The organism is Arthrobacter sp. P1_B3 (genome assembly GCF_056406615.1).
The window spans coordinates 97,030-122,686 of the sequence record NZ_JBFTZV010000010.1 but is presented as its reverse complement, the minus strand read 5'-3'; the positions used below and the strand labels follow the sequence as shown (position 1 = coordinate 122,686).

Here is a 25,657-nt window from a genome sequence, read left to right as displayed (position 1 = left end):
GCCATTCGAGGAGCTAGAGCCCGACTACGAGTTTTGGGATCCTGCGCCCTACTGCACTTGCCACTGCCACTAGACGCCGGCGGGCACACTTTGGGCACATCTAGTGTGAATTGCCGTGATCTCAGGTGATGTAATTCCCCGGATTCTAGCGGTTTTCCTTGCCAGTGCTGACGCGGGAGAGGTTTCAAATCCCACCGTCACCACCATATAAAAAGGCCCTGCTTCCCTTACAAACTAAGGGAAGCAGGGCCTTTTGCTTTGCCTGCCGGGGCGTTGTTCGGCTGTGGGGCAGATCAGGGCGAATAGAGGGCCCGCATTCGCCCTGATCTGCCCGACAGATTCGGCACGGGCAAAAACGCGCAGCTCCGTCGAGCGTCGCCGCCCGCTACGACAAGTGCGGGCATGGACGGGAAACAGCACAGCCGCGCTAAATTGGCGGCAAGGAAAAGCCCCGGACCTATGACAGGTGCCGGAGCAGTTCCTACGCCGGTAGAACGCTCTGAATCGGTTAGTCGTCGCAGTTCTGCAAGACCCAGTTCTGAGCGCGCCAGATGACGTTGTAGAGGTTGTAGGGTGCGACATCAAAGGTGTCCCACTTCTGGCCGACGTGGGCGGTCCAGCTAGGAATGGTGCCACAGCAGACACGGTGTCCGAAGACATAGAACAGTGCATGTGGCAGAGCGCGCTTCATCATGGAATGCCTTTCCATTGTCGCCGGCCCCGAATGGGCTAGCGTTGGTGCGCGCTCATAGCGTCATCGTAGCGGACCCTCGTCCTGGCGTTTAGCCGTGACCATCGCGGACACTTCCGTCAGAGCAGCTGTGACCATTCCGGCGGATATCTCGATCTGGGAATCCACCGTGAATTGACGTGATCCAGGGTGATGAGAAGTGCTGTGGGGCAGATCAGGGCGAATGGAGGGCCCACAACCGCCCTGATCTGCCCGACAGGTTCGGCACCGGAGGAAACGTGCGGTTCTGGCGAGCGCGGGCAAGCGTTCAGACCCCTCCGTCGAGTTGCTCCATCTCCAGGCACGCTTCTTCGTAGGAAACGTCTCCGTTGCGGAATGCCTGCTCGAGTTCCTTGGCCCTGCGTCGCGTGTAGGCGGTGCTGACGGTTCCCGTCATGCCAGCCTCGAGATAGTCCAGCCGGGAGTGCGTGGGCTGCCGGTCCCGGGCGGTCCCGTGCCTGCGGCTCGTCTTGTGGAACCACGTGCCAGGGTGCATCAAGTGCTGTGCATAGGCTCTGGGATCGACTAAGTACATGCTTCCATGGTTCAACTTCCGGCTGAGAAGACCATGAGTATCGTCTGGATGATCGAGTTTGCCGCACTCCCCCAGGACGCGTCATGCCAAACAGGAAAGCCCTGCTTCCCTTTGTTTGCATGGGAAGCAGGGCTGGTCACCGACACAGACCGCACTACCCGCGCACGATCACCACGTCCAGGGTCCGCGGTCCGTGGACGCCTTCGACGCGTTCGAGTTCGATGTCGCTTGTGGCGCTGGGGCCGCTGATCCAGGTCTGCGGGCGGGTGCCGTCGAGCCGGCGGAGGGCCTCCGGCAGGATCGCCGTGATATCCCGGGCCCGCACGATGCAGATGTGGCGGTCCGGGACGAGGCTGATGACCCGGCGGCCCTGGTCCGGGCTTGCGTCCAGGACGATGGTGCCGGTTTCGGCGACCGCCACGGCGCTGCCGGTGACGACGGCGTCCACCCTGTCCAGTTCCTCGACGCTGAGCCGGTGCCCGGGCGCGTCGGTGACGCGGCGGGAGCCGCCGTCGCGCGCGTCCGCCTCAGCGAACAGCGCCTGGTCGAGGCCGTGCGGAATGGCGTAGCGGCCGGCGCCTTCGAGCAGCACGGCGAGCCGCTGCGGCACCGCGGCTGCCTCCTCGATGAAGACGTTCGCCTTGTAGTCGACCAACCGGTCCGTCAGCAGCTCGATGAGCTCTTCCTCGCCCAGGGTGGAGCTGCGGCGGTAGTCGCGCGGCACGTCCGGTACGGCCGGGGCGTCGCGGAGGGCCGAGCGGATCCGGTCGAGTATTTCTTCGCGCGCGTTCACGGGTTCTCCTCTGTACCGGCGGATCCTGTGCCGGCGTTCCCAGTACCGGCGTCGCCCGTGCCGGTTGGGTCCGTCGGGGCGGCCGGGGCCCGATGTTCCTTGTCCCACCACTGCCGGAAGGACTGTGCCGGCGGCGCGGGGATGTCCCGGCTCTGGGTCCAGCCGGCGGCGATGCCCGGCAGTTTGGTGATTTTCTTATCCGGTCCGGCGGCGATCCGGCCCAGGGGCAGCGCCTTCTCGACCAGGCCAAGGTTCTTTCCAGAGGACAGCGCCCAGGAGGCAGCCTTCATGCCCAGGTCCATCTGGCTCGGCAGGCGCTCCCTCCCGCGTTTCCCGCGCTTGCCCCGTTTGCTGTCCACGTCCTCACCGCGCAGGTGCACCAGGATGTCCGGGATGTTGATCTTCACCGGGCAGGCGTCATAGCAGGCCCCACACAGGGACGAGGCGTACGGCAGCGAGTTGTTCTCCTCCGCCGTGATCCCGGTCAGCAGCGGTGACAGGATGGCGCCGATCGGTCCCGGGTAGGTGGATCCGTAGGCGTGCCCGCCGGTGCGCTCATAGACGGGGCAGACGTTCATGCAGGCGCTGCAGCGGATGCAGTGCAGGGCTGAGCGGCCCATCTCGTCGGCCAGGGCGGCGCTGCGCCCGTTGTCCAGCAGGACCAGGTGGACGTTCTGCGGCCCGTCGTCGGGCGTGACGCCGGTCCACAGCGAGGTGTAGGGGTTCATCCGCTCGCCGGTGGAGGAGCGCGGGAGCAGCTGCATGAACACCTCGAGGTCCTCCCACGCCGGCAGCAGCTTCTCCACGCCCATGACGGTGATGAGGGTTTCGGGCAGCGTCAGGCACATGCGTCCGTTGCCTTCGGATTCGACGACGGCGAGTGTGCCGGAGTCGGCGAGGGCGAAGTTCGCGCCGGACACGGCCACCTTGGCGCTGAGGAACTTGCGGCGCAGGTGGGCCCGGGCGGCCGCGGCGAGCCGGGCCGGCTCGTTGGTCAGCTCCGGGTCGACGCCCTCCATTTCGCGCAGGAAGATGTCCCGGACCTGGCTGCGGTTCTTGTGGATCGCCGGGACCAGGATGTGGCTGGGCTTGTCGTGGTCCAGCTGGACGATGAGCTCGGCGAGGTCGGTCTCGAACGCCGCGATCCCCTGTTCCTCGAGGTACTCGTTGAGGCCAATCTCCTGGGTGGCCATGGACTTGACCTTGACCACCTCGTCGGCGCCCTGCTCCCGGATGAGGGAAGCGACAATCGCGTTGGCTTCGCCGGCGTCGCGGGCCCAGTGGATGGTCCCGCCGCGGGCGGTGAAGTTCGCCTCGAATTGCTCCAGCAGCTCCGGCAGCCGCGCCATGACGGATTCCTTGATCGCCCGGCCGGCCTCGCGCAGCTCCTCCCAGTCGGGGAGCTCGGACACGACGGCCAGCCGCTTGTCCCGGATGGTCCGGGTGGCGTGGCCGAGGTTTGCCCGCAGCTGGGTGTTGCCGAGTTCGCGGCGGGCGGCCTTCGGGAAGGGCTCGTGCTCGTGCAGGTTGCCGATGCCGAAGACGGGCAGGGACGGCATCCCCAGGAATGTGCCGCTCATCGTGCGGTCCTTCCGGTGGTGAGGCGGACGTCGCCGGTGACGGCGGCGGGATTCTCGAGGGTGCTGGCCAGGATCTCGGCGAAGTGCATCGTGGTGACGCCGCTGCCCTGGCGGGACAGGCCACCGCCGATATGCAGGAGGCAGGAGGCGTCACCCCCGGCGCAGAGATCCGCGCCGGTGCCGCAGATGTTGGCGGTCTTGTCCGCGAGCATCGCCGAGGACACGTCCGCGTTCTTCATCGAGAAGGTTCCGCCGAAGCCGCAGCACTGCTCGGCCTCGGGCAGCTCGGCCACCTCGATGCCTGCCACCGAGCGCAGCAGGTCCAGCTGCCGGTCGCCGAGCCGGAGAAGCCGCATGCCGTGGCAGCTGGGGTGGTAGGTGATCCGGTGCGGGAAGTAGGAGCCCAGCTGTGCCGCGGCGTCCGTGACGCCGAGGACATCGACCAGGAGCTGGGAGAGCTCGTAGGTCTTATGTCCGACGGCCGCTGCCCGGGCTTCCAGCCCGGCGTCCCCGCAGCGGCGGGCAACCATGGGGTGCTGGTGCTTCACGGAGGCGACGCAGGAACCGGACGGTGCGACGGCGACGTCGTACTCGTCTTCTTCGAATGCCTTCACATGGTTGGCGACGACGGGCAGCGCCTCCCGGAAGTAGCCGCTGTTGACGTGCATCTGCCCGCAGCAGGCCTGCCCGGCGGGGAAGATGACCTCGTGGCCGAGGCGTTCGAGGATGGACACGGTGGCGCGCGCCGTGGCCGGGTACATGGCGTCCACGATGCACGTGGCGAAGAGTGCGATCTTCACCGGGCACCTCCGGCCCTCTGGTGTTCCGCCACAGTTGAGGGCACGTACTCCGCCGGCTGCTGGGAGGCGCGCACCACGGCGCGCAGCTCGCCCAGGCCGCCGCCGAGCACGCCGGCGGCGCGGGCCTGAACCAGGACGTTGCCCAGGGCCGTGGCTTCGACCGGACCGGACAGGACGGGCTTGCCGGTCGCGTCGGCGGTGAGCTGGCACAGGAGCCGGTTCTGGGATCCGCCGCCCACAATGTGCACGACGCCGGCCCGGACGTCCGCGAGCCGTTCGGCGTCGGCGATGGTCCGGGCGTAGCCGGCGGCGAGGCTGTCCAGGATGCAGCGCACGATGTGCGCGGGATGCTCCGGGAGGACCGCGCCGGTGTTGCGGACCGCGGCCCGGATCCGTTCGGGCATGTTGTCGGGGGCGATAAAGTACGAATCGTTGGCGTTGATGACGGGACCGCCGGGAGGAAGAGTTGCGGCTGCGTCGAGCAGTTCCTCAAGTCCGGGCCGGTAGCCTTCGGCGGCCCAGGCGCGCTGGCATTCGCTGAGCAACCAGAGGCCGCCGACGTTGCGCAGGTAGCGGATGGTGCCGTCCACGCCGCGTTCGTTGGTGAAGTTCGCGGCCCGGCTGGCCTCGGTCAGGACCGGATGGGAGAGTTCGACACCGACCAGGGACCACGTGCCCGAGGAGATGTAGGCGAATTTCTCCTCATCACCTCCGGCGCCCGCGGGTACGGCAGCGACGGCCGAGGCGGTGTCGTGCGAGCCCACGGCCACCACTTCCGTGGCAGCGGGCAGGCCGGTCCGTTCCGCGATCTCCGGCAGCAGGGTGCCGAGGGTCTCGCCGGGCTGGATCAGCGGCGGGAACAGGTGCTTGGGCAGGCCCAGGGCGGCCAGGAACTCCGTGGCCCACTCCCCCGCGACGGCGTCGAAGAGCCCGGTGGTGGAGGCGTTGGTGGCCTCGGTGCGGCGCCGGCCGGTCAGCAGGAACCCGATGAGGTCAGGGATCAGCAGCGCCTGCAGCCCCTCCAGTGCGGGCTCGGTGGCGAGCTGGTAGATGGTGTTGAACGGCAGGAACTGCAGCCCCGTGGTGGCGTAGAGCCGGGCCGGATCGAGTTCCTGGTGGACCGGGGCGACGGCGGCCCGGGACCGGTCATCGCGGTAGCTGAACGGCGAGGCGACGAGCTCGCCGGCGGCGTTGACCAGCCCGTAGTCCACGGCCCACGTGTCGATCCCGATGCTGGCGATGCGCTCGCCGCGGGCCGCGGCCGCCGTGGCGGCGGCCGCGAGCCCGGTGAGGACCTCGGCGAACAGCGCGTCGAAGTCCCAGCGGAGGCCGCCGTCGAGCTCCTTGACGCCGTTGGGGAAACGGTGCACCGTCTCCAGCTCGGCCCTCGTCCCACCGGGACTACCCGTGACCCGGCCCAGGATGACGCGGCCAGAGGAGGCGCCGATGTCGACGGCGGCGAACAGGCCGCCGCTGGCTGGTGCCGTGTCCGCTGGTGGCACGGTGCCCATCGCAGGAAGGCTCATCGCAGGAAGGCCGCGGCCACGCCGGCGTCCACGGGGATGTGGAGCCCGGTGGTGTGGGAGAGCTCGCTGCCGGTGAGCACGGCGGCGGCGTTGGCCACGTTTTCGGGCAGGACTTCGCGCTTGAGCAGGGTGCGCTGGGCGTAGTACTTGCCCAGCTCCTCTTCCTGCACGCCGTAGACGGCGGCGCGCTTGGCGCCCCAGCCGCCGGCGAAGATCCCGGAGCCGCGGACCACGCCGTCGGGGTTGATGCCGTTGACCCGGATGCCGTACTCGCCCAGTTCCGCGGCGAGGAGCCGGACCTGGTGGGCCTGGTCTGCCTTGGTGGCGGAGTAGGCGATGTTGTTCGGGCCCGCGAACACGGAGTTCTTGGAGGAGATGTAGATGATGTCCCCGCCCATTTCCTGGCCGATCATCACCTGCGCGGCGGCCTTGGCCACCAGGAACGAGCCCTTGGCCATGACGTTGTGCTGAAGGTCCCAGTCCTTCTCCGTGGTTTCCAGGAGCGGCTTCGAGATGGAGAGTCCGGCATTGTTGACCACCAGGTCCAGGCCGCCGAAGGCCAGGACGGCTTCCTGGATGGCCGCGGCGATCTGGGCCTCGTCGGTGACATCGGCCTGGACGCCGATCGCGACGTCGGGGCCGCCGAGTTCCGCGGCCACCGCGCGGGCGTTGTCCAGGTTCAGGTCCGCGATGACCACGCACGCGCCGTCGGCGGCGAAACGGGTGGCGATCGCCTTGCCGATCCCCGACGCCGCCCCGGTCACCAGGGCGATCCGGCCGGCGTGGGATTTCGGCTTGGGCATCCGGGCCAGCTTGGCCTCTTCCAGGGCCCAGTACTCGATCCGGAACTTCTCAGATTCCTCGATCGGGGCGTAGCTGGAGACGGCCTCGGCGCCGCGCATGACATTGATGGCGTTGAGGTAGAACTCCCCCGCCACCCGGGCGGTCTGCTTGTTCGCCCCGAAGGAGAACATGCCCACCCCGGGCACCAAGACGATCGCCGGGTCCGCGCCGCGCAGGGCGGGGCTCTCAGGGGTCGCGTGCCGGTCGTAGTACTCCTGGTAGTCCTCGCGGTAGGCGGCGTGGAGTTCCTTCAGCCGGGCGATCGAGTCCTCGACCGGGGCGTCGGCGGGCAGGTCCAGGACCAGCGGCTTGACCTTGGTGCGCAGGAAGTGGTCCGGGCAGGACGTGCCCAGGGCGCCGAGCCGCGGGTGCTCGGCGGCTTCGAGGAACTCCAGGACGGCTGGGTCGTCGCTGAAGTGCCCCAGCTGCGGCTTGTCCGTCGAGGCGAGTCCGCGGATCACGGGCGCCAGGGCGGCCGCCTTCGCCCGCCGCTCGGTTTCCGGGAGGGCAGCGTAGCCGGGCAGCTTCGGCCCGAACGGTTCGGCCCGGCCGTGGTCCTTGATGTACTGCTCGGCCTGTTCGATGATCCACAGCGAGTTGGCCTCGGCTTCCTCGCTGGTGGCGCCCCAGGCCGTGATGCCATGTCCGCCGAGGATGGTGCCGACCGCGTGCGGGTTCGCGTCCTTGATCGCGGCGATGTCCAGGCCCAGCTGGAACCCGGGGCGCCGCCACGGCACCCACGCCACCTTCTCGCCGAAGATCTCCTTGGTGAGCGCCTCGCCGTCGGCCGCCGTGGCAATGGCGATCCCGGAGTCCGGGTGCAGGTGGTCCACGTGCGCGGCATCGACCAGGCCGTGCATGGCGGTGTCGATCGACGGCGCGGCGCCGCCCAAGCCGAACAGGCAGTAGTCGAATGCGGCCACCATCTCGTCTTCGCGCTCGACGCCGGGGTACACGTTTTTCAGCGCCTGCAGCCGGTCCAGCCGCAGCACGGCAAGGCCTCCGGCCTTCAGTGTGCCGAGGTCGCCGCCGGAGCCCTTGACCCACAGGAGTTCGACGTCCTCGCCGGTCACGGGGTCCTTTTCGGTGCCCTTGGCCGAGGTGTTACCGCCGGCGAAGTTGGTGTTCCGCTTGTCCGCGCCGAGGCGGTTGGAACGGGCAATCAGTTCTTCAACAGTCTTGTTCTCAGTCATAACTCTTAAGCGCCCCATCCGGCTTGCTGGCCGCCGACGCGGTCCTCGTTGATCTTCTTCTGGTAGCCGCTGGCCTTGAAGGCGGCCAGCGGGTCCGCGGGCAGGCCGCGGGATTCACGCCACTGCGCCAGCGCAGGACGGACATCGGTGTAGAAGGCATCGTTGAAGATGCCGTTGGCGGCCAGGACATCCCCGCTGCGCTGGGCCTCGGCGAGCGCGTCCGTGTCGATCAGCAGGGCCCGGGCAGTCATTTCCTGGACGTTGAGCACCGAGCGGATCTGGCCCGGGATCTTTTCTTCCAGGTTGTGGCACTGGTCCAGCATCAGGGCGACGGCTGAATTCTCTCCTGCGGACTTGCCGAAGCCGCCGCCGCGGATGACCTCATGCATGATGCGGAAGAGCTGGAACGGGTCGGCCGCGCCGACGATCAGGTCATCATCCGCGTAGAAGCGGGAGTTGAAGTCAAAGGAGCCGAGCTTGCCCAGGCGCAGCAGCTGCATGACGATGAATTCGATGTTGGTGCCCGGGGCGTGGTGGCCGGTGTCCAAGCAGACGAGGGCCTTCTCGCCCAGCGCCAGGGTCTGAGCGTAGGAGGTGCCCCAGTCCGGGACGTCGGTGTGATAGAAAGCCGGCTCGAAGAACTTGTATTCCAGCACCAGGCGCTGTTCCGCGCCCAAGGCGGCGTAGATCTCCTGCAGGGATTCGGCCAGGCGGTCCTGCCGGCCGCGCATGTCGTCCTGGCCCGGGTAGTTGGTGCCGTCCGCGAGCCAGATCTTCAAATCGCGCGAGCCCGTGGCGTGCATGATCTCCAGGCACTCGAGGTGGTGGTCGATGGCGCGGCGGCGCACCGCAGGGTTCAAGGAGGTCAGCGAGCCGAACTTGTACTCGTCGTCCTGGAAGGTATTGGAGTTCACCGTGCCCAGGCCCACGCCCAGACCCGCCGCGTACTCCTTCAGGGCCGCGTAGTCATCCACCTTGTCCCAGGGGATGTGCAGGGCGACCGTGGGTGCCAGGCCGGTGAGTTCGTGGACCTTCGCGGCGTCGGCCAACTTCTCCTGGACGGTGCGCGGGGTGCCGGGCGTGCCGAACACCCTGAAGCGGGTGCCGGAGTTGCCGTAGGCCCAGGACGGGACCTCGATGGCGAGTTCCCCGAGGCGGCCCAGGGCCGTTTCTGTGGTGTTCATGACTGTTCCTTTTGCGGTTGGTGGTTGTCCCCGGCGGCGTTGGCCGCGGACAACTGGTCCTCGAGATTGAAGATTTCGGTGAGCTGGAGGAAGCCCTGGTCCGGTGCACCGGAGAGATCCTCGAAGAAGCCGGCCATGTCGGCCTGCCAGCGGTCGTTGACGTCCGTGGCTGCCATCCGGGCCTGCGCGCCGGTCAGGCTGTCTGTTTCGAAGTAGCCGATCAGGAGCCCGTCGGGCCGGAGGAAGAGTGAGTAGTTGTTCCAGCCGCAGGCCTTGAGGGCCCGGAGCATCTCCGGCCAGACGGCGGCGTGCCGGCGGGTGTATTCCTCGATCAGCCCGGGCTTGACCTGAAGTTGGAAGCAAACGCGTTGCGTGCTCATGAGAGCACCACGTGGCGGTGTTCGATGCCCAACAGGGACGCGGCGGCCTTGATGTCGGCGGCCCGGTGGCCGATGCAGAGGGCCCAATGGTGGCCGATTCCGGTCTGGCTCCACTGGTCCACCCAGAGCCCGGGGTCCCCGCCGAAGTCCACCCGGGAGGTCGTGTTGCCGATCTGCAGGAGGGGCCCCGGGACAACTTCGCCTTCGGAGGTGACGAAGACGTAGCTTCCGTCCGGGTCCTGGCCGAGGCCGAAGGTGGTGACGGGGCCGTGGCGCACATCGAATTCGACCGAGACGCCCCAGCCGCGCTTGCCGTGGTAGATGCCGAGTCCGCGCAGGAGCGGGTCCTGGGCGGACACGGCCAGGTGGGCCGGGCCGTCGTGTCCCATTTCGACCACGTTGTCGAGGAAGTTCAGGGCCTGGATCTCGGTGAAGGATCCCCCGGCGCCGATCGCCTGGGCGGCCAGCATGGCAATGGAGGTCCGCAGTTCGAATTCGCCGGCCATCGGGATGCCCCGGGCGGTCAGGATGGAGGAGCCCAGGATCATCCCGGCGCCCAGCCGTTCGTGCTGTTCCCCGGCCAGTCCGCGGTGGTAGTAGGCCACGGAGTCGAGGTCGAAGTCCTGCACGAGGCGGTCCAGGCCCACCGAGACCTTCGCGCCCCACGCGAAGTCGTCGTCGTTCACGGAGTCATCGACAACGAAAAGTTCGCGGGCGAGCCCGAGCCGTTCGGAGACCTCCGCGTCCGTCACGGCGTTGACCCGTTCGCGGAGGTCATCGAATTCGAGCACTTCGACGTGGGAGCCGAAGGTGGTCGAGACGGTGGTGAGGTCGCTGGCGACATCGAGCATGCCCGGATAGAGGTGGCCCATGAGCCCGTGCCGGGCACTGCGGAGCCGGGCGCGGACGCCGGCGGCGTGGACCCACTGCGTGATCCGCTCCCAGGCGGACTCCTGCTTGAGATGCCCGGAGACTGAGCGGAAGTCGATCCCGGCCCGGCGGAAGACGTTGGCGACCTCCGGCACCGGGCACTGGCCGCAGTAGGCCAGCCATTTGCCGGTGTCGAAGTTGGCGTGGTCCATCGCTTCGGTCGGCTGCAGGTCGATCACCAGGACGGGGGTCTTCGCCCGTTGCGCGATCGGCAGGACCATGGAGGAGGTCAGGTACGTGGTGAGGAAGATGACGATGAGGTCGCAGTCGGCGACGCGCATCTTTTCACCGGCCGTCGCGGCCTCCTGCGCGTCGGAGATGAAGCCGGTGTCGACGACTTCGGCGTCGAGTCCCTGGAAGCGGCCGGTGACGTAGCGGACGGAGTCCTGCAGCTGCGGGAGCAGCTCCGGGAACTGGGGCCAGTAGGCGCCCAGCCCGCCGGAGACCAGCCCGATGCGGGTGGGGCGGCGCCGGTGCGGGTGCAGCAGCCGGTCTGCCGGTTGTTTCTGGTTCATGTAAGGGGCCTTCCGGCGTGAAAAGGGGTACCTGGGGCTCCGGAATGCGGGTTCCGGGCACGGCTGTGGAGAAGGGCGCCGTGGACCCGGTGCTGCGGCACCGGTGAAGTGGAATGGTGTGGGTGGAAGGAACGAGATGCCGGGCGGGCTGTCGGCGGCCCGCCCGGCTGCTCGGGATGGGTCAGGGACGGATCAGAAGTTGTACTTGTCGATGTTCTCGGCGTTGAAGACGGTCGGCGGGCCGACGATCACGAGGCCGCCCTTTTCGACTTTGCGTTCGCCAAGCTCGCCGGCGGTGAAGGTATCCCCTTCTTTGCCGGTGATCTTGCCGTCCGTGAGGGCCTTGCCGGCGAACGCGGCAACATAGCCAAGCTGTGCCGGGTCCCAGAGAGCGAACTCCTTGACGGTTCCGTCCTTCACGAAGGGCCGCATTTCATTCGGCAGCCCCAGCCCGGTGAGGGCAACCTTGCCCTTGTAGGCGGACGTTGAGAGGTACCGGGCAGTGGCGGCGATGCCCACTGTGGTCGGAGAGATGATGCCCTTCAGGTTCGGGTGGGCCTGCATGAGGCCCTGGGCTTCCTGGAAGGACTTGGTGTCGTTGTCATCGCCGTAGACCTTGGCAACAAGCTTGATGTCCTTGTACGCGGGGTTGGAGGCCAGCTCCTCCTCCATGTACTTGATCCACTCGTTCTGGTTCGTGGCGTTGGCGGTGGCGGACAGGATGGCGATTTCGCCGCTGCCGCCGATCTGCTCGGAGATCAGCTTGGTCTGGATCAGGGCAACGTCCTTGGCGACGACCTGGCTGATGAAGACGTCGCGGCAGTCAGGGTTGGTGTCGGAGTCGAACGCGACGATCTTGGCGCCGGCGGAGCGGGCTTCGCCGAGGGCCGTGCAGACGGCGTCGGGGTCATTTGCCGCGATCGTGATGACGTTCGTGCCGGCCTGCGTCTCGGCGTTGATGAAGGAAACCTGGCTGGAGGCGGAGGCTTCCAGCGGTCCGACCACCTGGGACGAGGCGAATCCGGCCTCGGTGGCGCCCTTCTTGCCGCCGCCCAGGACGACGTCGGTGTACGGGTTGTTCAGCTGCTTGGGGATGAAGGTGATCTTCTGGTCCCCTCCCCCTGCTGAGGGGCTGCTGGTATCGCTGGAGGATGCGGAGCCGCTGTTGCAGGCTGTCAGCGCCAGTGCGGCCACGGCGGTGATGGCCACCATGCTTCCCAGTCGGCCGGTCTGGCCCTTGTTCTTGCGGTTCAACATCATTGTTCTTCCCTTTTCCTTCGTGCGGTAGGTGCGGCCGGCCCCAGGCGGGCACGGTTTCTGTGGTTCTCGTGTGCAGATTTCAGGTGGCCTTGCGGGTGAAACTTCGTCGTACGCGCCGGGTGTGGCGCCATTGCCGGATGGCGGAGCCGATGCTCGGCGCCACCACCGAGACGATCAGCAGCAGCCCGGTAACCGTGATGAGGACGACGTCGGACACCCGGGCCAGGCGCAGCGCATAGTTCAGCGTCCCGATCAGCAGGACCCCCGCGATCACGCCGGGAATGGAGCCTTTGCCGCCGAAGATCGACACGCCGCCGAGCAGGACAGCGGCGATGACAGCCAGTTCCAGGCCGGAGGCGTTGTCACTGCGGGCACTCGTGTAGCGCAGCGTCCAGTAGATGCCGGCGAGCGCAGAGACGGCGCCGGATCCGACGTACAGCCAGAACTTGCTGCGGGCCACGTTGATGCCGACGAAGCTGGCGGCTTCCTTGCTGTAGCCCATCGCATAGAGCCCCCGCCCGAACGGCGTGAAGTGCAGCAGCACGCCGAAGAAGACCACCACCACGACCACGCCGATCATCACCGTGGGGATCCCGGTGCCACCGATCTTGGAGGTGAAGAAGGCAGTCAGCGCCTTCGGGAAGTTGGCCACGGCGTTGTCGCCGATGATGACCAGTGCCAGGCCGCGGAACAACGCCAGGGTGCCAATCGTGACCGCCAGGGACGGCAGTCCGAGGACCGCGATCAGGAAGCCGTTGAACATGCCGGCGGCAATTCCTGCCAGCAGGCTGATCGCCAGGACCAGCCAGACGTCCATCCCGCCGGCCCAGAGGACGCCCATCAAGGCGCTGGTCAGGCCGGCCGTGCTGGCCACGGACAGGTCGATCTCGCCCGTGATGATGATCAGCGTCATCGGCATCGCAATCAGCAGGACCGGGATCACGTCCAGGAGCAGGAAGCCGGTGGTCACCGGCGAGGCGAAGCGCGGGATCGCGATGGCCGCGTAGATCAGGAAAGCAATCAGGGCGTAGATGGTGATGGCGTCACGGCCGGTAAGGATCCGTGCGGCGCCGGTCCGGCCCTTCGGTTCGCTGGCCAGCGGCTTGGTGTTGTCAGCCACGGGTGCCGGCGCCGTGCTGGTGGTGGACGTGGTTTCAGACATTGCGAGCCTCGCTAATCCGCAGTTTCTTGGCTGTGCGCAGGCTGGCCACGCGGTCGATGATGATGGCGGTGAGGATCAGCACGCCGACGATCGCCTGCTGCCAGAATTTGTCCACCCTGAGGGCGGTCAGGGAGCTGGTGATGGTGGTCAGGAGCACGGCGCCGAGGGCGGCCCCGGTCACCGATCCGCTGCCGCCGAAGATGGCCACGCCACCGACGACGGCGGCCGCCACCACGGTCAGTTCCATGCCGGTGCCGGTGGTCGCGCCGACCGAGTTGAAGCGGCTGGCGTAGAGCACGCCGGCCAGGCCGGCGAGCGCCCCGTTGGCCAGGAAGGCCAGGAACACGCGCTTGGAGACCTTGATGCCGAAGGCTGTCGCCGCGTCCGGGTCCGAGCCGATGGCGTACAGGTCACGGCCCGGGCGGGTGCCGGACATGTAGACGGCCACGGCGATCACGACGACGATGGCCAGCAGCGTGATGACGGGGAACCCCAGAAAGGTGTTCACCGAGAGTGCGCCGAACTCCTCCGGACGATCGCCCGCGAAGAACTGCTTGCCGCCGGCCCAGGCGTTGTTCAGGCCGCGGTACACGTAGAGCGTCCCGAGCGTGATGACCAGGGCGGGGACTTTGGCCAGGGTCACCAGGGCGCCGTTGAAGGCGCCGAGCAACGCCCCGAAGGCCATACCGATGGCAAACACTGCGATGATCGGAACGCCGGGCACGGCCGAGAAAATGGAGCCGGTGCCGAAGGCGACCAGCCCCAGCATGGAGCCGACGGAGAGGTCGATGTTCCGGGTGATGATCAGCAGGGTCTGCCCTACCGCCAGAATCATGATGATCGTGGCGTTGAGCAGCAGGTCCTTCACGCCTTGGGCGGTGAGGAACAGCGGGTTGATCAGGTAGGTGACGAGTACCAGCAGTGCCAGCGCGATCAGCACGGGGAGTTCGCGCATCCGCAGCACCGCAGCGACGGCGCCTCGGGCGCCGGCGGCGGGCGCCGTCGTCGTTGCGTTCTTGTGGTCCAGAGCTGAGCTCACAGGGTTCCTCCTGCGGAAGATGTGGCGGCGTGCATGACCGATTCGGGGTTCGCATCGGCACGGTCGAGTTCGGCGGTGATCCGGCCTTCGCGCATGACCAGGACGCGGTCCGCCATGCCGAGGACCTCGGGCAGTTCGGAGGAGATCATCAGGATCGCGATCCCGCGCCCGGCGAGGTCCGAAATGAGCCGGTGCACCTCGCTCTTGGTGCCGACGTCGATGCCGCGGGTGGGCTCGTCGATGATCAGCAGCCGCGGGTCCGTGGCCAGCCACTTTGCGAGCACCACCTTTTGCTGGTTGCCGCCGGAGAGCGTGGAGACGGCGTACTCCTGCGAGCCGGTCTTCACCTGGAGCCGTTTGCTCCACTCCTGGGCGGCGCGCCGCTCGGCGGCACCGTTGATCAGCCCCGCCGTCGTGTATTTGTTGCGCAGCGTGAGCGTGACATTCCGGGCCACGGACAGGTCCATCACGAGGCCCTGCTTGCGGCGGTCCTCCGGGACGAAGCCCATGCCGGCAGTGATGGCCGCCTGGGCATTGCGGGGCCTGAGCTTGCGCCCGTCGAAGGTGATGGCGCCGGCGTCATAGGGATCGATTCCGAACACGGCACGGGCCACCTCGGTGCGGCCGGCGCCCACGAGGCCGGCCAGCGCAACGATTTCCCCGGCGCGGACCTCGAAGCTGATATCGCGGAACACTCCTGCGCGGCTGAGCCCGTCCACTTTCAGGACGACATCGCCGATCTCGGCAGGGGCTTTGGGGAACAGGGCGCCGATGTCACGGCCCACCATCTCGCGAACGATCCGCTCCACGGTGACGTCTGCTGTCCGGTGGGTGGAGATGTACCGGCCGTCCCGCATGACGGTGATGCGGTCGCAGAGGTCAAAGACCTCATCGAAACGGTGCGAAATGAAGAGGATGCCGGTCCCGCGGTCCCGGAGGCTCCGGGCCACGGCAAACAGCCGCTCCACCTCGACGCCGCTGAGGGCTGCGGTGGGCTCGTCCATCACCAGGACTTTGGCGTCCAGCGAAATGGCCTTGGCGATTTCAATGATCTGCTGGTCCGCGATGGACAAGCCCTCGGCGATGCGGGTCGGGTCGATGGGAACGCCAAGGCGTTCGAACAGCTTGTGCGCTTCCCTGACCATCGTCGCCTTGCTGATGAGCCCGAAGCGGCCCTTGGGCTGGCGGCCAACGAAGATGTTCTCTGCGACACTCAGGTCCGGAAAGAGTGTGGGCTCCTGGTAGATGACGGAAATTCCGGCGTCCTTGCTCTCGGCTACATTGCGGAACTGGACGCTCTGGCCCGCCACCTGGAAGTCGCCGGAATCGGGATGGTGCAGGCCGGCGAGGATTTTCACCAGCGTGGACTTGCCGGCGCCGTTCTCCCCGACCAGCGCGTGGATTTCGCCAGCCTCGATGTTGATGGTTCCATCGGCCAGGGCGACCACCGGGCCAAAGGTCTTGGCTGCGTGTGAGAGCGAGAGAACCGGAACCGGTTCCCCCTCGGAGGGGCCGGACCGGGAACTGTATGTCTGCTGCATAAAATTAACCGCACCTTTGGGGCTTAGTGAGCACTGCCTTGTTGAACACAGCAATGAATCGTTTCATAACCAGCTGTGATTTGAATCATAGGGTCTTCAAATGGACACGTCAACTGCTGTCAACCATCCGTGACGCAGCTTTTGATTCGTTTCAATGAAAGGGTTCAAAGTAGGCCCCGGACAGGTATCCTGAAGTGAGTATTTTGCGTATGCGCCGCCTAGCCCCAAGGGCTGCGGCGTCCACCTTCAGGAGCACAGGAAATGGTTTCAGCGAGCGTCAAGGACGTCGCGGCCCTGGCCGGCGTCTCGGTCGGGACGGTCTCCAATGTGCTGAACCGGCCGGAGAAGGTCTCTGCCGAAGTCACCGGCAGGGTCCAGTCCGCCATCGACAAGCTCGGCTTCGTCCGCAACGACGCCGCGCGCCAGTTGCGCGCCGGCATGAGCCACAGCATCGGCCTGGTGGTCCTAGACGCCGCAAACCCCTTCTTCACGGATCTGGCCAGGGGTGCAGAGGACCGTGCCACCGCGGAGAATTTAACGGTCCTCGTCGGAAATAGCAATGAGGATGAGGGCCGGGAATCCGCCTATCTGGATCTTTTCGAGCAGCAGCGCGTGCGGGGCGTACTGCTGTCCCCGGTAGGAAATGTGATCCCCCGGCTGGAGCAGCTCCGGCGCCGGGGCATCCCGACGGTGCTCGTGGACCGGCAGACAGAGAACCTGAGCTTCTCCTCGGTGGCCGTGGATGACCTGGCGGGCGGGGAGATGGCTGCAGCCCACCTGTTGTCGCTGGGCCGGCGGCGGATCGCGTTTGTTGGCGGCCCGGCAAGCATCCGGCAGGTCGCGGACCGTTTGGCAGGGGCCCGGAAGGCCGTCGACGCCGTTGCGGGTGCAGCCCTCGAGGTCATCGCGACGGAATCCCTGACCGTGCTTTCGGGAAGGGCAGCCGGCGAGTCCATCCGGTCCCGGCCCGAAGCCGAACGCCCGGATGCGATCTTTGCAGCCAACGACCTGCTGGCCATAGGTGTCCTCCAGGGCCTGATGCTCATGGGCGGCGTCAACGTGCCGCAAGAGATCGCCCTGATCGGCTACGACGACATTGAGTTCGCCGCCGCCGCCGTCGTACCCCTGTCCTCCATCCGGCAGCCCAGCGCCCTCATCGGCTCCACCGCACTGGAATTGCTGCTCCGGGAAGCGGCAGCCGAGGACGGATTTGCACCCACCCAGGTGGTCTTTCCGCCCGAACTGATAGTGAGGGCATCCACGCAGGGCTGACAGGAGGCCCCGATGGGCAGCGCAGACTATGAGTTCCGGCGCCACCACCGCCACATTTGCCGATCTGACCGCCACTTGGCTGAGCCGGCACCCAACCCGCACTCCCGCAGCCCGCAGGGACCCACACCGGAGCGCCTCGCGTCTAGACGCCTGCACAACAGAACGAGAGGGCCTCATACATTTGACCATTGAGACGGGGGCCATTTCACGGTTAGCTGGATCACATCCTCGCTTGCCCGTAACCGTTCAGGACTCCTCATGACATTGCAGAATAACCGGCCCTCGGGCCGCGCCACAGACTGGGACGACGTCGAGATCGGCGACGCCGTCCACCTCCGCCGGGGCGGCCTCCTCGAGCACGCAGGCCGTGTAGACAACCGCACCGCCGACGGCGCCGTCGTGTGGGTGGTGTCCAAGGCCGGGCACCGGAAGCTGTTCCACGTCGCCGACGGCTTCAAACTGAGCGTGGCAGACCCCGAAGGGGCCCGCCATGCTGACAACTGACCGCCAACCCGCCCTGATGCAGCAGCCGAACCCCCTGTCCGGCGTCGCGACCGGGACGGGCACCTGGGCAGCCGGCACCGCCGCCTCCTGCCCGGATGACTGCCACTACTGCTCCGGCCCCGAGACCGACTAGCGGCAACGGCTCCCCTTGCGCCGCGGCCGCAGGAGGCCCCAGGGGTCCGTAGGAGCAGTTGACCTCGGCCGATGCCCGGAAATCACAATCCGGGCATCAATCGGGCTCCGCCGCCGTGGCATCGTTGACTAAGGCAACGGCGGGCATAATGGTTGAGCCATGAGGTCTCAGCGAATGAAGCACGCACTGGTTGTGACAACGGCTGCCGCGGCGGCCCTCCTGCTCAGCGGCTGCGGGGGCAGCTCGACGCAGACCCAGCCGGCCACGTCCCCGCCCACCCCGTCGGCCAGCGAAACAAGCCAGCCCGCAACTTCCGGTGCCGCAACGGAATCCTCTGCGGCCGCCGCATCCTCGCAAGCGGCCCAGGCCGGCCCCGCACTGTGCAAGGCCGGAAGCCTGACCGCCACCACGGACTCCTCGGGCGGCGGCGCCGCGGGCAGCGTCTACATGCAGCTAATCGTGACCAATTCCGGCACCGAACCGTGCCTGCTGAAGGGCTATGCGGGCGTCTCCCTCACAGCCGGGGCCGACGGCGAGCCGATCGGCGCCGCCGCCACCCGCGACGACTCGACCCCGGTCACCGATGTCCTGCTCGCCCCGGGCAAGGCCGGCGCCGCCACGCTGCGCTACACCCAGGCCGCCAACTACCCGGACTGCACCCGGACGCCGGCGGCAGGACTCCGGGTCTACCCGCCCGATGACACCGACTCGCTGTTCCTCGCGCAGCCGCTGGACGCCTGCGCCAACACGGAGATCAACCTGCTGACCATCGGAGCTTTCCAGCCCAAGTAACGCTGGGCACCCGCGTCTCTGCTCGCGCCCGCCACGGTGCATTTGCCCTTCTGGGGCCGCCGGGCCGCCGTGATCGGGCCCGGCTAATAGTGTCGGTGGGGTAGGGCATGATGGAGGAATGAAGGGGCAGGAGCTCGCCGGCGGCACACTCTCGGCCGACGCCATGGACCGGTTCAGCCGACCGACCCGGGACTGGTTCCTGGGCGCTTTTTCCGCGCCCACCCCGGCCCAGAACGGCGCCTGGAATGCCATCTCCTCCGGTGCGCACGCCCTCGTGGTCGCCCCCACCGGTTCCGGCAAGACTCTCGCCGCGTTCCTCTGGGCGCTGGACCGACTGCTCGTTTCCGCCCCCGCCGAGCCCGAGCCCCTGCCCGGCCTGGACACGGCGGCCAAGAGCGGGCGCCGAACGGCCTCGCGGATTAATTCAGCCCAGCGGAAGGCAGCCCAGCGGAAGACCCGAGTGCTGTACATTTCCCCGCTCAAGGCTCTCGGCGTCGACGTCGAACGCAACCTCCGCGCACCGCTGATCGGCATCACGCAGACCGCCAAACGCCTGGACCTGCCCGCCCCGCTCATTACCGTGGGCGTCCGGTCCGGGGACACGACGGCGTCAGACCGCCGCTCGCTGCTCAGCCACCCGCCCGATATCCTCATCACCACCCCGGAATCCCTCTTCCTGATGCTGACGTCCAAGGCGCGCGAAACCCTCAGTGAGGTCGACACGATCATTGTCGATGAGGTCCACGCCGTCGCCGGGACCAAGCGCGGGGCGCATCTGGCGGTGTCGTTGGAACGGCTCGACGCGCTGCTGTCCAAGCCCGCCCAGCGCATCGGGCTTTCGGCCACCGTGGAACCCAAAGAGCTGGTGGCTCAGTTCCTCGCCGGATCGGCGCCGGTGGAAATTGTGGCCCCTCCGTCGCGGAAGAACTGGGACCTGACCGTCTCTGTACCTGTGGAGGACATGTCCGATCTCCAGGGCGCCGCCGGCGCCTTCGATTCCGGCCCGGCCTCCGGGCTCCAGCCGCAGGCGTCCATCTGGCCCCATGTGGAGGAAAAGATCGTGGACCTGGTGCTGGCCAACCAGTCCACAATCGTGTTCGCGAACTCCCGCCGCCTCGCCGAACGGCTGACCGCCCGGCTCAACGAGATCTACGCCGAACGCCAGCTCATGGCGGCCGGCGGCGACTGGACCGAGTTTGGCGCCGGGGCGCCGGACTTCGACGCCGTACCGGCCGCAGTGCCGAAATCAGTGCCGAAATCGGTGCCAAGTACAGTGCCCAACGCCGTGCCGCCCGGCGGTGCCGCTGCACAGCCCACGTCCACCGCCACACCGGCCCACATGATGGCCCAGGCAGGCAGCACCGCCGGCGCCGACCCCGTGCTGGCCCGCGCGCACCACGGTTCCGTGTCCAAGGACCAGCGCGCCTTGATCGAGGACGACCTGAAATCCGGCCGCCTGCGCTGCGTGGTGGCCACGTCCTCACTCGAGCTTGGCATCGACATGGGTGCGGTGGACCTGGTGGTGCAGGTCGAGTCGCCGCCCTCGGTGGCCAGCGGCCTGCAGCGGGTGGGCCGCGCCGGCCACCAGGTCGGCGAAATCTCCCAGGGCGTCCTGTTTCCGAAGCACCGGGCAGACCTCGTCCACACAGCCATCACCGTGGAGCGGATGCTGGACGGCAAGATCGAGCGGCTCAGCGTGCCGGCCAACCCGCTGGACATCCTGGCCCAGCAGACGGTCGCCGCCACCGCTCTGGGTGCCATCGACGTGGAGGAGTGGTTCACCACCGTCCGGCGGTCCGCGCCCTTCGCCTCACTCCCCCGCTCCGCGTTCGAGGCCACCCTGGACCTTCTGGCCGGACGCTATCCCTCGGACGAGTTCGCGGAACTGCGGCCCCGTGTCATCTGGGACCGGAACGCCGGGACCATTGAGGGCCGTCCCGGCGCGCAGCGGCTGGCCGTCACGTCCGGCGGCACCATCCCGGACCGCGGGCTGTTCGGCGTTTACATCATTGGCAGCGAAGTCGAGGGCACCGGCGGTTCGGGGTCAGGCGGGGGCGGCTCCTCCGGCGGTGCCAGTGCGGACGGCAGGGCAGCCAGCCCGGCCACGGCGGCCGCCAAGGGCGGGCGCCGGGTGGGCGAACTCGACGAGGAAATGGTCTATGAATCCCGGGTTGGCGATATCTTCGCCCTCGGCGCCACGAGCTGGAAGATCGAGGACATCACGCACGACCGTGTCCTGGTCTCGCCGGCGTTCGGCCAGCCCGGCAAGCTCCCGTTCTGGAAGGGCGATTCGCTCGGCCGGCCCGTGGACCTGGGCCGCGCCCTCGGCGCGTTCATGCGCGAACTGGCGGCGTCCGACGTCGGGCCGGCAACCGAGCGGTGCAAGGCCAGCGGACTGGACGACTACGCCGCGAACAACCTGATCCAGTACCTCGCCGAACAACGGCTCGCCACCGAGGTGGTCCCCAGCGACACCACCCTCGTGGTGGAACGCTTCCACGACGAGCTCGGCGATTGGCGCGTGGTGCTGCACAGCCCCTTCGGCATGCCCGTGCACGCACCGTGGGCCCTGGCCGTGGGCCAGCGCCTGCAGCAGCGCTACGGGATGGACGGCTCGGCCATGGCCGCCGACGACGGCATCGTGCTGCGCGTGCCCATGATGGAGGATGAGCCGCCGGGCGCCGAGTTGTTCCTGTTCGATCCGGAGGAAATCGAGCAGATTGTGACGGCGGAGGTCGGTGGCAGCGCCCTGTTCGCGTCCCGGTTCCGCGAGTGCGCCGCCCGTGCTTTGCTCCTGCCCCGGCAGAATCCCGGCAAGCGGCAGCCCCTGTGGCAGCAGCGGCAGCGCTCGGCGCAGCTGCTGGATGTTGCCCRGAAGTACCCGACGTTCCCGATTGTCCTCGAGACGGTCCGCGAGTGCCTGCAGGATGTCTACGACCTTCCGGCGCTGAAGGACATCGCCGCCTCGGTGGAGCGCCGCGAGCTCAGGATCGTCCAGACCACCACCCAGCAGCCCTCACCGTTCGCGAAGTCCTTGCTCTTCGGCTACGTGGCCCAGTTCCTCTACGAAGGCGACTCCCCGCTCGCGGAGCGCCGTGCCGCCGCCCTGGCCCTCGATTCCACCCTGCTCAATGAGCTCATGGGCCGCGTGGAGCTGCGCGAACTGCTGGATGCGAAGGTCATCGACGCCACCGAGCGCGAACTCCAGCGCCTGGCCCGGGACCGCCAGGTACGCGGGCTGGAGGGCGTCGCGGACCTCCTGCGCCTCCTGGGTCCGCTCGCGCCGAACGAAGTCGCCGCCCGCCTGGAACCGGAGGCCGGACCGGTCCCGGCGGACGATACCGCCGGGGCCGCCCCGGCGGCTGAGCCTCTCGAAACCCCGGCGGTTCTGCCCGTCGAAACCCCGGCAACGGAGGCCGACGCCGCTGCCCACCTCGCGGCCCTGCAGCGGGCCAACCGGGCGATCAAGGTCAACATCGGCGGCATCGAACGCTTTGCGGCGGTCGAGGATGCCGCCCGGCTCCGGGATGCCCTCGGCGTACCGCTGCCCATGGGCGTGCCGCTGGCCTTCATCGAACCGGTCGCGGACCCCCTCGGCGACCTCGTCTCGCGCTACGCCCGCACGCACGGGCCCTTCACCGCCGCCGAGGCCGCGGCACGGCTGGGACTCGGCGTCGCCGTCGTCGGCACGGCGCTGAAGCGGCTGGCCGCGGACGGACGCGTGGTGGAAGGCGAGTTCCGCCCGCACGCTACGCCACCGGGAGTCACGCCGGCCGGCACGGCAGCCGGGGTTGCGGCGTCCCGAGTTGCGGAATCCGGAGTTGAGGAATCCGGCATTGAGGGGTCCGGCGACACGGCGGTCCCAGCTGCCGTTCCCGCCACGGTCCCGTCTGCCGTTCTGCCTGCGGCGGGTGTGAGCGAATGGTGCGACGCCGAGGTCCTCCGTAAGCTGCGCCGCCGCTCGCTCGCCGCGCTCCGGGCCGAAGTGGAGCCCGTGGACGCCGCCGCGTACGGGCGGTTCCTTCCCGCCTGGCAGAACGTGCGGACCCCGGGCGGGCGCGGGCAGTCCGCGCTCCGCGGCCTGGACGGCATCATCACAGCCATCGACCAACTCTCCGGCGTGCCCATTCCGGCCTCCGCGTGGGAACCGCTTGTCCTGGCCAGCCGTGTCTCGAATTACCAGCCGGCCATGCTGGACGAACTCATGGCCGCCGGCGAAGTCCTCTGGTCCGGTGCCGGCTCGTTGCCCGGCAACGACGGCTGGGTCAGCCTGCACCTCGCGGATTCGGCCGAACTGACGCTGAGCCCTGCCATCGATTTCGAACCCGGCGATGCGCAGCGGCGGCTCCTTGAGCACCTCCAGAACAACGGCGGCGGCTACTTTTTCCGGCAGTTGACCGAGGTTGCCGGCGGCATGGATTCCGTGCTGAGCGACCAGGACGTGGTGGCCGCCCTCTGGGATCTCGCCTGGGCGGGCCGGATTACCGGCGACACCTTCGCCCCCGTCAGGGCCCTGATCGCCGGCGGCCACACCGCGCACCGGCAGGTGGGGCGTGCCCCGCGCGCCAGGGCACCGCGGCTCAGCCGGCTCGGACGGGCGCACGGCACCGGCCTGCTGGGATCGCCCGGACTCACCGGCGGCCGGTACGGCACCGTGACCGGCACCGCACCGGCACCCCCGCTCGCCGCAGGACGCTGGTCCGCGCTGCCCTCCCCCGAACTMGATCCCACCATCCATGCCCGGGCCACGGCGGAACTGCTCCTGGACCGCTACGGCGTGGTCACCCGCGGCTCGGTCATGGCGGAAAACATCCTCGGCGGCTTCGGCCTCATGTACAAGGTGCTGGCCCGGCTCGAGGAAGCCGGACGCTGCCGCCGCGGCTACTTCATCGAACACCTCGGCGCGGCGCAGTTCGCCGTCCCGGCCACGGTGGACCGGCTGCGGTCCTACGTCGAGGACGCCCAGCTGCACAAGGCCGAGCCGGTGGCCCTGGCCCTGGCCGCGACCGACCCCGCCAACCCCTACGGCGCCGCGCTGCCGTGGCCTGCGCTCAACGTCGACGCCGGCACGGGCCATCGCCCCGGCCGGAAGGCAGGCGCCCTCGTGGTCCTGGTCGACGGCGCCCTGGCCCTGTATGTGGAGCGCGGCGGCAAGACCCTGCTCGCCTTCAGCGACGACACCGACGTCCTGGCCGCGGCCGGTTCGGCCCTGGTGGGCGTGGTGACCCGCGGGGCCATCGACAAGCTGATCATGGAAAAAGTCAATGGCCACGGCATCCTGGACACCCCGGTGGCGGCCGCCCTCGCCCAGGCCGGGGCCTACTCCACTCCGAAGGGACTGAGGATCCGTGCCTGAGGGCGATTCGGTCTTTCGCGCCGCGGCACAGCTGCACGCGGCACTGGCCGGAAAGGAACTGGTCTCGTCCGATTTCCGGGTCCCGCGCTTCGCCACCCTGAAGCTCGGCGGCTGGACGGTCGATGAGGTGGTGCCGCGCGGCAAGCACCTGCTGATGCGCGTGCAGGGCCCGACGCCGAAGGACCGGCTCACCATCCACTCGCACCTGAAGATGGAGGGCAGCTGGCAGGTGTACCCGCCCGGGGGCCGCTGGCGGAAGCCCGGCTTCACAGCCCGCTGCGTGCTGCGGACCGCCACGGCCGACGCCATCGGATTCTCCCTGGGCATTCTCGAGGTGGTCCGCACCGACCAGGAAGACGCCATCGTGGGGCACCTCGGCCCGGACCTGCTGGGCCCGGACTGGGACGCCGCCGAGGCCGAACGCCGGCTGCTGGCGGCCCCGGACGTTCCCATCGGCGTCGCCCTGCTGGACCAGAGCAAACTGGCGGGGATCGGGAACATCTACCGGTGCGAGGCCTGCTTCCTCGCGGGAGTCCATCCGGCGTCGCCCGTGTCCACAGTGCCGGATCTTCCCGCCATCATCACCGATGCGCAGGTCCTGCTCTCCGCCAACCTCGGGCCGGGCCGCCGGACCACTGTGCTGAACGCGCGCGGCGTGCCTGTGGGCCGCACCGCCGGGCGCCCCGGCTACTGGGTCTACCGGCGCGAGCACCAGCCGTGCCTGAAATGCGGCACCCCAATCCGCCGCGGCATCCTTGGCAGGGACACAGGCACCGGCACCTACACGGAGGAACGGAACATCTACTACTGCCCTATGTGCCAGCCCTTGCCGGGCCCCGGGCCAGAGAGCGTCAGCTGACGGGACGCGCGGGGGATCAATCTGTCCGGGCGCTGGATGCTGTTGCCGGGACTGCCGTCCCTGCAACAGCGGCTTCCGTTTCAGTCCCGGCCACGGAGACGGGCCGCGCACCGGGTACGGTGAACCGCGGCAGCAGCCACTGCACCAGGGGTCCAATCGCCAGCGCGTACAGCACCGTGCCTACCCCGACCGAGCCGCCCAGCAGCCAGCCGGCGCCGAGGACCACCACTTCAATGCCGGTGCGGCAGACCCGGACGGGCCAGCCCGTCCGCCGGGCGAGCCCGGTCATGAGGCCGTCCCGTGCGCCCGGGCCCAGGCGGGCGCCGATGTAGCAGGCAGAGGCGACGCCGTTGAGCAGCACGGCCCCGACCAGCAGGCCGATCTGGCCGCCCAGATGCGAGAACTGTGGAATCAGCGCCAGCCCGATGTCCGCGAAGACCCCCACCAGCACCGCGTTGCACACGGTCCCCACGCCGGGCCACTGCCGGAGCGGGATCCACAGGAGCAGCACCAGGAAGCTGACAACAATCACCACCGTACCGAGGCTGAGCCCGGTCCTGGCCGTCAGCCCCTGGTGGAGAACGTCCCAAGGCGCCGTGCCGAGGCTGGCACGGATGAACATGGCCAGGGAGATGCCGTACAGGGCGAGGCCGATCAGGAGCTGGAGGAGTCTGCGGGTCAACATGGTGTCCATCCTCCTAGAAAACTGGCCTTGCAATCCATAGCCAGT

General features: G+C 68.3%; 21 protein-coding genes. 6 read left to right on the top strand and 15 right to left on the bottom strand.

The window, feature by feature from the left end:
- Nucleotides 1–508 precede the first annotated feature (508 nt).
- From AC1D2F_RS13085 to AC1D2F_RS13020, 14 genes are all read right to left on the bottom strand, one after another.
- Nucleotides 509–694 (bottom strand): hypothetical protein, encoded by a 186-nt coding sequence (locus AC1D2F_RS13085; RefSeq protein WP_229994830.1) that lies wholly within the window; start codon nucleotides 692–694, stop codon nucleotides 509–511.
- A gap of 304 nt (nucleotides 695–998) precedes the next feature.
- On the bottom strand, nucleotides 999–1,265 hold the full coding sequence (locus AC1D2F_RS13080; protein WP_229994831.1) for a hypothetical protein: 267 nt from the start codon (nucleotides 1,263–1,265) through the stop codon (nucleotides 999–1,001).
- A gap of 154 nt (nucleotides 1,266–1,419) precedes the next feature.
- Nucleotides 1,420–2,058, bottom strand: a complete 639-nt coding sequence (locus AC1D2F_RS13075; RefSeq protein WP_229994832.1) for a LutC/YkgG family protein — start codon at nucleotides 2,056–2,058, stop codon at nucleotides 1,420–1,422.
- Complete coding sequence (locus AC1D2F_RS13070; protein ID WP_229994833.1) at nucleotides 2,055–3,638, bottom strand: LutB/LldF family L-lactate oxidation iron-sulfur protein; 1,584 nt, start codon at nucleotides 3,636–3,638, stop codon at nucleotides 2,055–2,057. Before AC1D2F_RS13070 ends, AC1D2F_RS13075 begins: the two co-directional genes overlap by 4 nt.
- The gene (locus AC1D2F_RS13065; protein WP_229994834.1) at nucleotides 3,635–4,438 is read right to left on the bottom strand and encodes a (Fe-S)-binding protein; all 804 of its coding nucleotides are present in this window, start codon (nucleotides 4,436–4,438) and stop codon (nucleotides 3,635–3,637) included. Before AC1D2F_RS13065 ends, AC1D2F_RS13070 begins: the two co-directional genes overlap by 4 nt.
- A complete protein-coding gene (locus tag AC1D2F_RS13060; RefSeq protein ID WP_229994848.1) occupies nucleotides 4,435–5,949 on the bottom strand; it encodes a rhamnulokinase in 1,515 nt (504 codons plus the stop codon). Before AC1D2F_RS13060 ends, AC1D2F_RS13065 begins: the two co-directional genes overlap by 4 nt.
- Nucleotides 5,950–5,960: 11 nt before the next feature.
- The gene (locus AC1D2F_RS13055) at nucleotides 5,961–8,000 is read right to left on the bottom strand and encodes a bifunctional aldolase/short-chain dehydrogenase (protein WP_476966892.1); all 2,040 of its coding nucleotides are present in this window, start codon (nucleotides 7,998–8,000) and stop codon (nucleotides 5,961–5,963) included.
- Between the two features lie 5 nt (nucleotides 8,001–8,005).
- Entirely contained in the window at nucleotides 8,006–9,184 is a 1,179-nt protein-coding gene (gene rhaI, locus AC1D2F_RS13050) for an L-rhamnose isomerase (RefSeq protein ID WP_229994836.1), read from the bottom strand.
- On the bottom strand, nucleotides 9,181–9,564 hold the full coding sequence (locus AC1D2F_RS13045) for an L-rhamnose mutarotase (protein WP_229994837.1): 384 nt from the start codon (nucleotides 9,562–9,564) through the stop codon (nucleotides 9,181–9,183). Before AC1D2F_RS13045 ends, rhaI begins: the two co-directional genes overlap by 4 nt.
- On the bottom strand, nucleotides 9,561–11,009 hold the full coding sequence (locus AC1D2F_RS13040) for an L-fucose/L-arabinose isomerase family protein (RefSeq protein WP_229994838.1): 1,449 nt from the start codon (nucleotides 11,007–11,009) through the stop codon (nucleotides 9,561–9,563). Before AC1D2F_RS13040 ends, AC1D2F_RS13045 begins: the two co-directional genes overlap by 4 nt.
- Nucleotides 11,010–11,201: 192 nt before the next feature.
- Nucleotides 11,202–12,269, bottom strand: a complete 1,068-nt coding sequence (gene rhaS / locus AC1D2F_RS13035) for a rhamnose ABC transporter substrate-binding protein (protein ID WP_229994839.1) — start codon at nucleotides 12,267–12,269, stop codon at nucleotides 11,202–11,204.
- Nucleotides 12,270–12,348: 79 nt separating this feature from the next.
- A complete protein-coding gene (locus AC1D2F_RS13030; protein ID WP_476966891.1) occupies nucleotides 12,349–13,431 on the bottom strand; it encodes an ABC transporter permease in 1,083 nt (360 codons plus the stop codon).
- Nucleotides 13,424–14,470, bottom strand: a complete 1,047-nt coding sequence (locus AC1D2F_RS13025; RefSeq protein WP_229994841.1) for an ABC transporter permease — start codon at nucleotides 14,468–14,470, stop codon at nucleotides 13,424–13,426. Before AC1D2F_RS13025 ends, AC1D2F_RS13030 begins: the two co-directional genes overlap by 8 nt.
- A complete protein-coding gene (locus AC1D2F_RS13020; protein ID WP_229994842.1) occupies nucleotides 14,467–16,011 on the bottom strand; it encodes a sugar ABC transporter ATP-binding protein in 1,545 nt (514 codons plus the stop codon). Before AC1D2F_RS13020 ends, AC1D2F_RS13025 begins: the two co-directional genes overlap by 4 nt.
- A gap of 261 nt (nucleotides 16,012–16,272) precedes the next feature.
- On the opposite strand from AC1D2F_RS13020, the gene AC1D2F_RS13015 reads away from it, so the two are divergent.
- The 6 genes from AC1D2F_RS13015 to AC1D2F_RS12990 all read left to right on the top strand — a co-directional run bounded on the left by AC1D2F_RS13015 (nucleotide 16,273) and on the right by AC1D2F_RS12990 (nucleotide 24,927).
- Nucleotides 16,273–17,283 (top strand): LacI family DNA-binding transcriptional regulator, encoded by a 1,011-nt coding sequence (locus tag AC1D2F_RS13015; protein WP_229994843.1) that lies wholly within the window; start codon nucleotides 16,273–16,275, stop codon nucleotides 17,281–17,283.
- A gap of 258 nt (nucleotides 17,284–17,541) precedes the next feature.
- Nucleotides 17,542–17,787 carry a hypothetical protein gene (locus AC1D2F_RS13010; RefSeq protein WP_364748315.1) on the top strand — a complete coding sequence of 82 codons (246 nt, stop codon included), beginning with the start codon at nucleotides 17,542–17,544 and terminating at the stop codon, nucleotides 17,785–17,787.
- On the top strand, nucleotides 17,774–17,920 hold the full coding sequence (locus tag AC1D2F_RS13005; protein ID WP_364748318.1) for a hypothetical protein: 147 nt from the start codon (nucleotides 17,774–17,776) through the stop codon (nucleotides 17,918–17,920). Before AC1D2F_RS13010 ends, AC1D2F_RS13005 begins: the two co-directional genes overlap by 14 nt.
- A 174-nt stretch (nucleotides 17,921–18,094) precedes the next feature.
- Complete coding sequence (locus tag AC1D2F_RS13000; RefSeq protein ID WP_364748321.1) at nucleotides 18,095–18,712, top strand: DUF4232 domain-containing protein; 618 nt, start codon at nucleotides 18,095–18,097, stop codon at nucleotides 18,710–18,712.
- Between the two features lie 118 nt (nucleotides 18,713–18,830).
- On the top strand, nucleotides 18,831–24,068 hold the full coding sequence (locus tag AC1D2F_RS12995; protein WP_476966890.1) for an Lhr family helicase: 5,238 nt from the start codon (nucleotides 18,831–18,833) through the stop codon (nucleotides 24,066–24,068).
- Nucleotides 24,061–24,927, top strand: a complete 867-nt coding sequence (locus AC1D2F_RS12990) for a DNA-formamidopyrimidine glycosylase family protein (protein WP_476966889.1) — start codon at nucleotides 24,061–24,063, stop codon at nucleotides 24,925–24,927. Before AC1D2F_RS12995 ends, AC1D2F_RS12990 begins: the two co-directional genes overlap by 8 nt.
- A gap of 16 nt (nucleotides 24,928–24,943) precedes the next feature.
- Here AC1D2F_RS12990 and yczE read toward each other — a convergent pair whose 3' ends face one another.
- On the bottom strand, nucleotides 24,944–25,612 hold the full coding sequence (gene yczE, locus AC1D2F_RS12985) for a membrane protein YczE (protein ID WP_476966888.1): 669 nt from the start codon (nucleotides 25,610–25,612) through the stop codon (nucleotides 24,944–24,946).
- Between the last annotated feature and the right edge of the window lie 45 nt (nucleotides 25,613–25,657).

Coding starts and splice junctions, on each gene's coding strand:
- AC1D2F_RS13085 (WP_229994830.1), bottom strand. CDS start 694: ATGATGAAGCGCGCTCTGCCACATGCACTGTTCTATGTCTTCGGACAC.
- AC1D2F_RS13080 (WP_229994831.1), bottom strand. CDS start 1,265: ATGTACTTAGTCGATCCCAGAGCCTATGCACAGCACTTGATGCACCCT.
- AC1D2F_RS13070 (WP_229994833.1), bottom strand. CDS start 3,638: ATGAGCGGCACATTCCTGGGGATGCCGTCCCTGCCCGTCTTCGGCATC.
- AC1D2F_RS13060 (WP_229994848.1), bottom strand. CDS start 5,949: ATGGGCACCGTGCCACCAGCGGACACGGCACCAGCCAGCGGCGGCCTG.
- AC1D2F_RS13055 (WP_476966892.1), bottom strand. CDS start 8,000: ATGACTGAGAACAAGACTGTTGAAGAACTGATTGCCCGTTCCAACCGC.
- rhaI (WP_229994836.1), bottom strand. CDS start 9,184: ATGAACACCACAGAAACGGCCCTGGGCCGCCTCGGGGAACTCGCCATC.
- AC1D2F_RS13045 (WP_229994837.1), bottom strand. CDS start 9,564: ATGAGCACGCAACGCGTTTGCTTCCAACTTCAGGTCAAGCCCGGGCTG.
- AC1D2F_RS13040 (WP_229994838.1), bottom strand. CDS start 11,009: ATGAACCAGAAACAACCGGCAGACCGGCTGCTGCACCCGCACCGGCGC.
- rhaS (WP_229994839.1), bottom strand. CDS start 12,269: ATGATGTTGAACCGCAAGAACAAGGGCCAGACCGGCCGACTGGGAAGC.
- AC1D2F_RS13030 (WP_476966891.1), bottom strand. CDS start 13,431: ATGTCTGAAACCACGTCCACCACCAGCACGGCGCCGGCACCCGTGGCT.
- AC1D2F_RS13020 (WP_229994842.1), bottom strand. CDS start 16,011: ATGCAGCAGACATACAGTTCCCGGTCCGGCCCCTCCGAGGGGGAACCG.
- AC1D2F_RS13015 (WP_229994843.1), top strand. CDS start 16,273: ATGGTTTCAGCGAGCGTCAAGGACGTCGCGGCCCTGGCCGGCGTCTCG.
- AC1D2F_RS13010 (WP_364748315.1), top strand. CDS start 17,542: ATGACATTGCAGAATAACCGGCCCTCGGGCCGCGCCACAGACTGGGAC.
- AC1D2F_RS13005 (WP_364748318.1), top strand. CDS start 17,774: ATGCTGACAACTGACCGCCAACCCGCCCTGATGCAGCAGCCGAACCCC.
- AC1D2F_RS13000 (WP_364748321.1), top strand. CDS start 18,095: ATGAAGCACGCACTGGTTGTGACAACGGCTGCCGCGGCGGCCCTCCTG.
- yczE (WP_476966888.1), bottom strand. CDS start 25,612: ATGTTGACCCGCAGACTCCTCCAGCTCCTGATCGGCCTCGCCCTGTAC.